The sequence below is a fragment of the Mycobacterium sp. TH-M25 genome (assembly GCF_057473665.1).
Window position 1 is genome coordinate 1 of sequence record NZ_JBYCLA010000242.1, and the last position, 8,570, is coordinate 8,570.

The 8,570-nt window shown below is 64.1% G+C and carries 9 protein-coding genes; 4 read left to right on the forward strand and 5 right to left on the reverse strand.

Going from position 1 to position 8,570, the window contains the following annotated elements; genetic code table 11:
* From AC2VOU_RS08010 to AC2VOU_RS08030, 5 genes are all read right to left on the reverse strand, one after another.
* Nucleotides 1-309, reverse strand: a 309-nt coding sequence (locus AC2VOU_RS08010) for a thiolase family protein (protein ID WP_486956889.1), incomplete at its 3' end; no start/stop codon positions are given.
* A complete protein-coding gene (locus AC2VOU_RS08015) occupies nt 302-1,108 on the reverse strand; it encodes an enoyl-CoA hydratase/isomerase family protein (protein WP_486956890.1) in 807 nt (268 codons plus the stop codon). The genes AC2VOU_RS08010 and AC2VOU_RS08015, both read right to left, overlap by 8 nt.
* Entirely contained in the window at nt 1,108-2,319 is a 1,212-nt protein-coding gene (locus AC2VOU_RS08020; RefSeq protein ID WP_486956891.1) for a CaiB/BaiF CoA transferase family protein, read from the reverse strand. The genes AC2VOU_RS08015 and AC2VOU_RS08020 overlap by 1 nt, the downstream gene beginning before the upstream one ends.
* Nucleotides 2,319-3,485: an acyl-CoA dehydrogenase family protein gene (locus AC2VOU_RS08025; protein WP_486956897.1), complete on the reverse strand. Its 1,167-nt coding sequence runs from the start codon at nt 3,483-3,485 to the stop codon at nt 2,319-2,321. Before AC2VOU_RS08025 ends, AC2VOU_RS08020 begins: the two co-directional genes overlap by 1 nt.
* Nucleotides 3,486-3,547: 62 nt before the next feature.
* Nucleotides 3,548-4,840, reverse strand: coding sequence for an amidohydrolase family protein (locus AC2VOU_RS08030; protein WP_486956892.1), 1,293 nt, complete (start codon nt 4,838-4,840; stop codon nt 3,548-3,550).
* Between the two features lie 331 nt (nt 4,841-5,171).
* Here AC2VOU_RS08030 and AC2VOU_RS08035 point away from each other — a divergent pair, with 331 nt between their 5' ends.
* From AC2VOU_RS08035 to AC2VOU_RS08050, 4 genes are all read left to right on the forward strand, one after another.
* Nucleotides 5,172-5,723, forward strand: coding sequence for a carboxymuconolactone decarboxylase family protein (locus AC2VOU_RS08035; RefSeq protein ID WP_486956893.1), 552 nt, complete (start codon nt 5,172-5,174; stop codon nt 5,721-5,723).
* Nucleotides 5,724-5,728: 5 nt separating this feature from the next.
* Nucleotides 5,729-7,018, forward strand: a complete 1,290-nt coding sequence (locus AC2VOU_RS08040) for an aromatic ring-hydroxylating oxygenase subunit alpha (protein WP_486956894.1) — start codon at nt 5,729-5,731, stop codon at nt 7,016-7,018.
* Nucleotides 7,002-7,325, forward strand: coding sequence for a hypothetical protein (locus AC2VOU_RS08045; RefSeq protein WP_486956895.1), 324 nt, complete (start codon nt 7,002-7,004; stop codon nt 7,323-7,325). Before AC2VOU_RS08040 ends, AC2VOU_RS08045 begins: the two co-directional genes overlap by 17 nt.
* 3 nt (nt 7,326-7,328) lie before the next feature.
* Nucleotides 7,329-8,570: metal-dependent hydrolase family protein (locus AC2VOU_RS08050; protein WP_486956896.1), on the forward strand; the 1,242-nt coding region annotated here is incomplete at its 3' end.

Below are 8,570 nucleotides of genomic sequence, written 5' to 3' on the forward strand. Positions count from 1 at the left end.
CACCGCCTGCGCGGCGAAGTCGAGCGCCTGCTGGCACGAGCCGCAGGCGCGGTTGATAGTGGTGCCCCGAAAGTGCGCGGGCCAGCCGGCGGCGAGCACGGCGTAACGGCCGATGTTGCTGGACTGGTCACCGACCTGCGACACGCATCCCCAGATGACGTCGTCGATGACGTTCGGGTCGATCCCGGCGCGCTCCACGAGTTCGTTGAGCACGACGGCCGAAAGGTCGGCGGCGTGGATGGCCGACAGGCCACCGTTGCGCTTGCCGACCGGAGTCCGTACGGCCTCGACGATGACTGTTTCACGCATTGTTCTGCTCCGATCTCTTGACCGCCCACTGCCCCGTGAACGACGGGTCACGTTTGGCGGCGAAAGCGGCATACGCCTCTGCCGAGTCCACCGTGGCGAAGTTACCGACCTGTGCGCGGGCTTCGTTGGCCAGGGCGTCGCGCATGGTCCGGTCGGCGCCCTCGTTCAACAACGCCTTGCTGTGCGCCAACGCAATCGGTGGCCCGGCGGCGAGTCGGGCCGCGACGCCGTCGACGAAGGTATCGATCTCGGCGGCGCCCACCACCCACGTCACCAAACCCAGTGCGTGGGCCTCAGCGGCTCCGATCAATTCGGCCAGCAACACCAGTCGCTTGGCCTGTTGCAGGCCGACGATTTTCGGTAGCAACCATGAGCCGCCGAGGTCGACCGACAGCCCCCGTTTGGAAAAGATCTGCGAGAAGGTCGAGTCCGGAGTCGCCACCACCAGGTCGCAGCCCAGCGCCAGATTCCAGCCCGCCCCGACCGCGACGCCATGGACCTTCGCGATCGTCGGCACCGACAACTCGTGCAGCGCCAATGCGACGTCGGTCAGCCGCTGCAGCTTGTGGACGGGATGACCGTCGTCCGGGGTCGAGATGTCGGCGCCCGAGCAGAATGCCCCGCCGGCACCGGTCAGCACCAGCGCGCGGACGCCGTCGTCTTTGCCCGCGACGGTCAGTGCCTGCGCCAGCTCGATCCAGAGTTCGCGGTTGATCGCATTCTTGCGCCGCGGCCGGTTGAGGGTCAGCGTCCGCACGCCGCCGCGGTCGCTGCACAGCAGCACGGGCTCGTCGGGCATCAGGGGTACGCCGCTCCGATGGCGCCCTGCCCTCGCAGGCCGTCGATTTCGTCAGCGCCGTAGCCGAGTTCGGTGAGCACCATATCGGTGTGCTGCCCCAGACCGGGCACCGCGCCCATCGGGGGCTGATAGCCGGCGATCACGGGCGGTGGCAGCAGAGCCTGAATCGGCCCGGCAGGTGTGTCGACCTGCCGCCAGCGGTCACGCGCCGTCAGCTGCGGGTGGACCAGCACTTCGCTGGGCAGGTTGTAGCGCGAATTCCCGATCCCGGCGGCGTCGGCCGTTTTCTGCACATGCTCCAGGTCGTGCGCGGCGCACCAGGCGCCGATCGCCTCGTCCAAAATGTCGCGGTGCGCGCAGCGGCCGGAATTGTGGGCGAATCGTGGATCGCCGGCAAGATCGTCGCGCCCGATCATCTGTCGTGAAAGCCGCTGCCACTCAGCGTCGTTGGTGGTACCCAGTACGACGGTCTGACCGTCAGCGGTGCGATAGGACCCGTAGGGTGCCACTGCGGGCGAACTCATGCCCAACGGCTCCTGATTGATACCGGAATACCGGGTGTAGGTCAGCGGGTACCCCATCAATTCCGTCATGGTGTCGAGCAGGCTGAGCCCGACCGTGTTGCCGTGGCCACCGGGAGTCGACTGCGCGTCACGTGCATACAGCAGCGCCAGAATCGACAGCGCCGAGTACAACCCGGTGCTGATGTCGGCCACTGGTGGGCCGGGTTTCGCCGGTGCGCCGGGACTGCCGGTGACGGCGCAGGCGCCTGACTCGGCCTGGACCAGCAGATCGTAGGCACGCTTGTGCGACAGTGGCCCGCCGGGACCGTACCCGTCGATCTCGACCGCGATGACGTTCGGATGACGCTGCTCCAGATCGGCGGCCCCGAGGCCGAGACGCGACACCGACCCTGGCGCGAGGTTGGACACCAGCACATCGGCGCGGTCGAGCAACCGGTGCAGAATGTCGCGCCCTGCCTCGGCTTTCAGATCGAGCGTCACCGACTCCTTGCCACGGTTGGCCCACACAAAGTGCGCGGCAAGCCCATTGACGACGTCGTCGTAGTAGCGGGCGAAGTCCCCACCCTGCGGATTCTCGACCTTGATGACCCGCGCACCGAAATCGGCGAGCACGCGGGTGCACATCGGCGCCGACACCGCTTGCTCGAGGGCCACCACGGTGATGCCCGTCAGCGGCCCTGATCTCATCAGTAGCTCCGCGGCATTCCCAAGACGTGCTCGCCGAGGAAGTTGAGAATCATCTCCTGACTGACCGGCGCAATCTTCATCAGACGCGACTCGCGGAAGTAGCGCGACACGTGGTACTCCTCCGAGTAGCCCATGCCGCCGTGTAGTTGCAGCGCCCGATCGGCCGCACCGAATCCGGCGTCGGCACAGAGGTACTTGGCGGTATTCGCTTCGCGGCCACAGGGTTTGCCGTTGTCATAGAGCCAGGTGGCCTTGCGCAGCACCAGTTCCGCGGCGTCCAGGCGGGCCAGCGAGTCGGCCAGCGGGAACTGTAAACCCTGATTCATCCCGATCGGACGGTCGAACACCACGCGCTCGTTGCCGTACTTGACGGCCTTCTCCAGCGCGACGCGTCCGATGCCGAGTGCCTCCGCGGCGATCAGCATCCGCTCCGGATTGAGACCGTCGAGGATGTACTTGAAGCCTTGGCCCTCGTCGCCGACGCGATCCTCGACCGGGACGACCAAATCGTCGATGAAGACCTCGTTGGAGCTGACGGCGTTGCGGCCCATCTTCTTGATCGGCCGGATGTCGACGTGGTCGCGATCGAGGTCGGTGAGGAACAGCGTCATGCCGTCGGTCTTCTTGGTCACCTCGTCGAAGGGGGTGGTGCGGGTCAGCAGCAGGATCTTCTCGGACTCCAGCGCCTTGGAGATCCAGACCTTGCGCCCGTTGATCCGGTAGGTGTCGCCTTCGCGCTTGGCGAACGTCGTGATGCGCGAGGTGTCCAGGCCCGCACCGGGTTCGGTGACGCCGAAGCACACGTGCAGATCGCCGTTGACGATTCGCGGAAGAGTCCTGGCCTTCAACTCCTCGGAGCCGTGCTTGACGACCGGCTGCATGCCGAAGATCGTCAGGTGGATCGCGCTGGCGCCGTTCATGGCCGCACCCGACCGCGACACCTCCTCGAGCAGCAGCGTGGCCTCGGTGATGCCGAGTCCGTGGCCGCCGTATTCCTCGGGGATCGTCATGCCGAGCCAGCCGCCGGTGGCGATCGCGTCGTAGAACTCCTGCGGGAACTCGTGCGCGAGGTCTTTTTCCATCCAGTACTGGTCGTCGAACTTCGACGCCAGCTCAGCGACCGACGTGCGGATCAGCTGCTGGTCATCGGTCAGCTCAAAGCTCATCCCACCACCGGCCACTGCGAAATCTCCTTTGATCGGTTCAAGCACCGGCTTTCGGTGGTGTCTCAGTCCTTGTTGCCGGTCAGTTCTTTCGCGCTGGCGGCGAAGTCGGCGAAGCTGGCGCCGCCGTGCTCGTGCTTTGAGAGCGCCTGGATCGAAACATCGTGTCCCTCAGCGGACTTGCGCAATGCGCCCACGGTGGCCTGGGCTTCGGTGATATGGCTGAAGGGGTCGAACGAGTACCAGCGCATCGCGTTCTGGTACGACATCTTCTTGATCTCGTCGTCCGGCACGTTGTTCTCCGACAGCACTTCCCAGAGTTCCTCGGGGGCGCCGGGCCACATCGAGTCGCTGTGCGGGTAGTCGGCTTCCCAGCAGATGTTGTCGATGCCGATCATGTTGCGCAGCTTGACGCCCACCTTGTCGCTGATGAAGCAGGTCAGGAAGTGCTCGCGGAACACGTCGCTGGGCAACTTGCCCTTGAAGTCCTGGTGGGTCCACGTCGAGTGCATTTCGTAGGTGCGGTCGGCGCGCTCGAGGAAGTAGGGAATCCATCCGGTGCCGCCCTCGGACAGGGCGACCTTGAGGTCCGGGTATTGCTTGATCGGCTTGGACCACAACAGGTCTGCTGCGGCCTGCACGATGTTCATCGGCTGCAGGGTGATCATCACGTCCATCGGCGCGTCGGGGGCCGTGATCGCCAGCCGGCCCGAGGATCCGATGTGCACGTTCATCACGGTGTCGGTGTCGCACAACGCTTCCCACAACGGCGTCCAATAGTCACTGTGGAAGCTGGGATAACCCATCGCCGCGGGGTTCTCGGTGAAGGTCAGGGCGTGCACACCCTTCTTGGAGACCCGTCGGACCTCTTTGGCGCATTCTTCGGCGTCCCAGATCACCGGAATCGCCATCGGGATGAACCGTGCCGGGTAAGCCCCGCACCAGTCCTCGATGTGCCAGTCGTTGTAGGCCTGCACCAGCGCGACCGAGAAGTCGTGGTCTTCGGTGGCGAACAGCCGCCCGGCGAAGCCCGGGAACGACGGGAAACAGATCGAGGCCAGGATGCCACCGGCGTTCATGTCTTTGACGCGCTCGTCGACGTTGTAACAACCCGGGCGGATCTCGTCGAGGCCCTGCGGCTCCAGCCCGTACTCCTCTTTCGGGCGACCGGCGACCGCGTTCAGCGCCACGTTGGGAATGATGGTGTCGCGGAACTGCCAGGTATCCGACCCATCGTCGTTGTGCACCAGGCGCGGGGCGTCGTCGACGTATTTCTTCGGCAGGTGGTCCTTGAACATGTCCGGTGGCTCGACGGTGTGGTCGTCAACGCTGATCAGAATCATGTCGTCTTTGTTCACTGCCCGATCCTCTCCGTGGGGGCCATTCGAGACCCACCTGGTCGTTGGCTCGCCGCCATCTCGTGATTGTCGCGAAGCCGCGGTCGGCCCGTGCACGAATCGCTCTCGCCGCCAGCTTCTCTTGTTCTATGGAAACTAGCTTCTCCAATCGCGAGAATCAACATCTTGAGGCTACCGCCGACGCTGTCCGACACGGATTGAGGCCCCGCTCGCGGCCGCCCGGCTGAGCAAAGTCACTGCAGGTGAGGCACCGAAGATTGACCAATCCGGGAGTTCATGGAAACCTATTGGTCAAATATGAGAATATGATTCTCTTACCTGAGGAGCCCGCATGCGCGTGTCCCCGCTACCGGCGGACCAGTGGGACGACGCCGCCCGCCGCGCGGTCTCGATCATGCTTCCCGAGGAGCGGCGCAACCCGGCGGACGCCGGCACGCTGCTGTCCACCCTGGCGCGCCATCCGAAGCTGACTCGGGAGTACCTCAAATTCAGCACCTACCTGCTGTACGGGTCAACCCTGCCGCCCCGCGTCCGCGAACAGGTAATTCTGCGCGTCGCGCATCGCCGCGGCTGCGCCTACGAGTGGTCGCATCACGTCGAGATGGGCTTGGAAGTCGGGTTGACCGACGCCGACATCGAGGCGGCGCGATCCGGCCACGCAGCCAACGACTTTGATCGCGCACTGATCTGCGCCGTCGATGAACTCGACGAGAAGACCAACGTATCCGATCAGACCTGGGCTGTTCTCTGCGAACACCTCGACGAACAACAGCGAATGGACCTGGTCTTTACAGTCGGCAACTACATCGCACTGGCAATGGCAGTGAACACTTTTGGCGTCGAGGTCGAAGACGACCACGACGGCGGAACACATGAGAGGTAAGGACGTTGGCACACTTTCCCAAGCCCGAAGCGGGTAGTTGGACCGAGAACTATCCGGAACTGGGTACCGCGCCGGTGGATTACACCGACTCGATCGATCCGGCGTTCTTCGAAGCCGAGCGTGACGCGGTGTTCAAGCGCACCTGGCTGAACGTCGGCCGGGTGGAGCGCCTTCCGCGCACCGGCAGCTACTTCACCAAAGAGCTCCCGTCGGCGGGCAAGGGCATGTCGGTGATCATCGTCAAGACCAAGGACGGCTCGGTCAAGGCGTACCACAACGTGTGCCGCCACCGCGGAAACAAGTTGGTGTGGAACGACTTTCCGAACGAGGAGACCTCGGGTACCTGCCGCCAGTTCACCTGCAAGTACCACGCCTGGCGCTACGACCTCGACGGCAAGCTGACCTTCATCCAGCAGGAAGAGGAGTTCTTCGACGTCGACAAGAGCGACTACGGCCTGGTCGGCGTCCGCTGCGAGCTGTGGGAAGGCTTCATCTTCATCAACTTCGACCAGCATGCCAAGCCGCTGACCGATTACCTCGGATCGCTGGCCAAGGGCATCGAGGGCTACCCCTTCCACGAGATGACCGAGACCTATTCCTATCGGGCCGAGGTCGGCAGCAACTGGAAGCTGTTTATCGACGCGTTCGTCGAGTTCTACCACGCGCCGATCCTGCATCAGGGTCAGTACACCAAAGAGGAAGCCGCCAAGATCCAGAAGTTCGGCTACCAAGCGCTGCACTACGAATTGGCCGGTCCGCACAACTTGCAGTCAACCTGGGGCGGCCAGGCGCCGCCCCCGGATATGTCCATGGTCAAACCGATGGACCAGGTGCTGCGCAGCGGATTATTCGGGCCTTGGGACAAGCCGGAGATCATCGAAAACCTTGAGCTACCAACGGGTGTCAACGTGAAGCGAGTGCCGCAGTGGGGCATCGACTCGTGGCTGTTCTATCCGAACTTCATGCTGCTGATCTGGGAACCTGGGTGGTTTTTGACCTACCATTACTGGCCGACCGCAGTGGACAAACACATCTTCGAATCCACGCTGTATTTCGTTCCGCCGCGCAATGCGCGGGAACGGCTGGCCCAGGAGTTGGCCGCGGTGACGTTCAAGGAATACGCGTTACAGGATGCCAACACCCTGGAAGCGACCCAGACGATGATCGCCACGCGGGCGGTGAAGGAGTTTCTGCTCTGCGACCAGGAAATCCTGATCCGGCACCTGCACAAGACCACGGGCGACTACGTCGCCAAATGGGCGAAGGAGCGCCAGAACAATGCCGCTACCGTCTGAATTCGTCGCTCTAGAACCATATCTCGACTGGGATCTGGCCACCGAGCCGCAACGGTATGCCAAGCGGTTGTCCTCCACGATGGCCGAGATGCAGGCCTTCTACGACGTGGCTTTTCCCAAGCTCAACGATGTCATCGAGTACTGCGATAAGTTCCCCTTGGACGATCTTCCCGAGGACGCGAGGACGCTGATGCACATCATGCAGTCACTGGTCATGGTGTCGTTCCCGATCGAGGCGTGGAAGCAGCCGCGGGTTCCCGACAGCGGGGCGGCCTGGGTCGAAGTGCTTCGGGAGCCGGTGATCTAACCGGTGCTCACGCTCAAGGCTGCCGGCCTGCTCGACGTCGACGCCGGCGAGATCATCTCGCCCGGCATCCTGCGCGTCGACGGAGACCTGATCGTCGGTGTCGGCGGCGCCCCCGAAGGTGAGACCATCGACCTGGGCAACTCGATCCTGTTGCCGGGGTTGATGGACATGGAAGTCAACCTGTTGATGGGTGGGCGGGGCGAGACGCCCGGGCTGTCCCAGGTGCAGGACGACCCCCCGACCCGCGTGCTGCGCGCCGTCGGCAATGCCCGTCGCACCTTACGAGCCGGGTTCACCACCGTGCGCAACCTCGGATTGTTCGTCAAGACCGGGGGTTACCTGCTCGACGTCGCGCTCGGCAAGGCCATCGACGCGGGATGGATCGACGGGCCCCGAATCGTCCCGGCCGGCCACGCGATCACGCCCACCGGCGGGCACCTGGACCCGACGATGTTCGCTGCGTTCATGCCCGGCGCCCTCGAGCTCACCGTCGAGGAGGGCATCGCCAACGGGGTCGACGAGGTCCGCAAGGCGGTGCGCTACCAGATCAAGCATGGCGCGCAATTGATCAAGGTATGTGTTTCCGGCGGCGTCATGTCGTTGACTGGCGAGGCTGGGGCGCAACACTATTCAGACGAAGAACTGCGAGCGATCGTCGACGAGGCGCATCGGCGCGGGCTGCGCGTTGCCGCCCATACCCACGGCGCGGAAGCGGTCAAACACGCGGTCGCGTGCGGTATCGACTGCATCGAGCACGGGTTCCTGATGGACGACGAGGCCATCCAGATGCTGGTCGACAACGGTCGGTTTCTGGTGACCACCCGCAGGCTCGCCCAGGCGATGGATGTGTCTCACGCCCCGAAGGTATTGCAAGACAAAGCGGCCGAGATGTTCCCCAAGGCGGAAACGTCGATCAAGGCCGCCTACGAAGCCGGCGTGAAGATCGCGGTTGGTACGGATGCGCCGGCCATTCCACATGGCAAGAACGCCGACGAGCTTGTCACGCTGGTCGAGTGGGGCATGCCGCCGCTGGCGGTGCTGCGGGCCGCCACCACAGTCGCGGCCGAGTTGATCAACGTCACCGACCGGGGCCGGCTGGCCGAGGGTCAGCTTGCCGACATCATCGCCGTGCCGGGAGATCCGTTGGTCGACATCGGCGTAACCCAGCAGGTGATCTTTGTGATGAAAGGCGGTAAGGTGTATGTCGGACCGCATTGCGGACCTCGTCGACATCCAGCAACTGCT

What these genes read in the sequence shown, in the direction of transcription:
- AC2VOU_RS08045 (WP_486956895.1), top strand. Translation starts at nt 7,002, where the DNA reads ATGCCGCTACCGTCTGAATTCGTCGCTCTAGAACCATATCTCGACTGG.
- AC2VOU_RS08020 (WP_486956891.1), bottom strand. Translation starts at nt 2,319, where the DNA reads ATGAGATCAGGGCCGCTGACGGGCATCACCGTGGTGGCCCTCGAGCAA.
- AC2VOU_RS08035 (WP_486956893.1), top strand. Translation starts at nt 5,172, where the DNA reads ATGCGCGTGTCCCCGCTACCGGCGGACCAGTGGGACGACGCCGCCCGC.
- AC2VOU_RS08025 (WP_486956897.1), bottom strand. Translation starts at nt 3,485, where the DNA reads ATGAGCTTTGAGCTGACCGATGACCAGCAGCTGATCCGCACGTCGGTC.
- AC2VOU_RS08015 (WP_486956890.1), bottom strand. Translation starts at nt 1,108, where the DNA reads ATGCCCGACGAGCCCGTGCTGCTGTGCAGCGACCGCGGCGGCGTGCGG.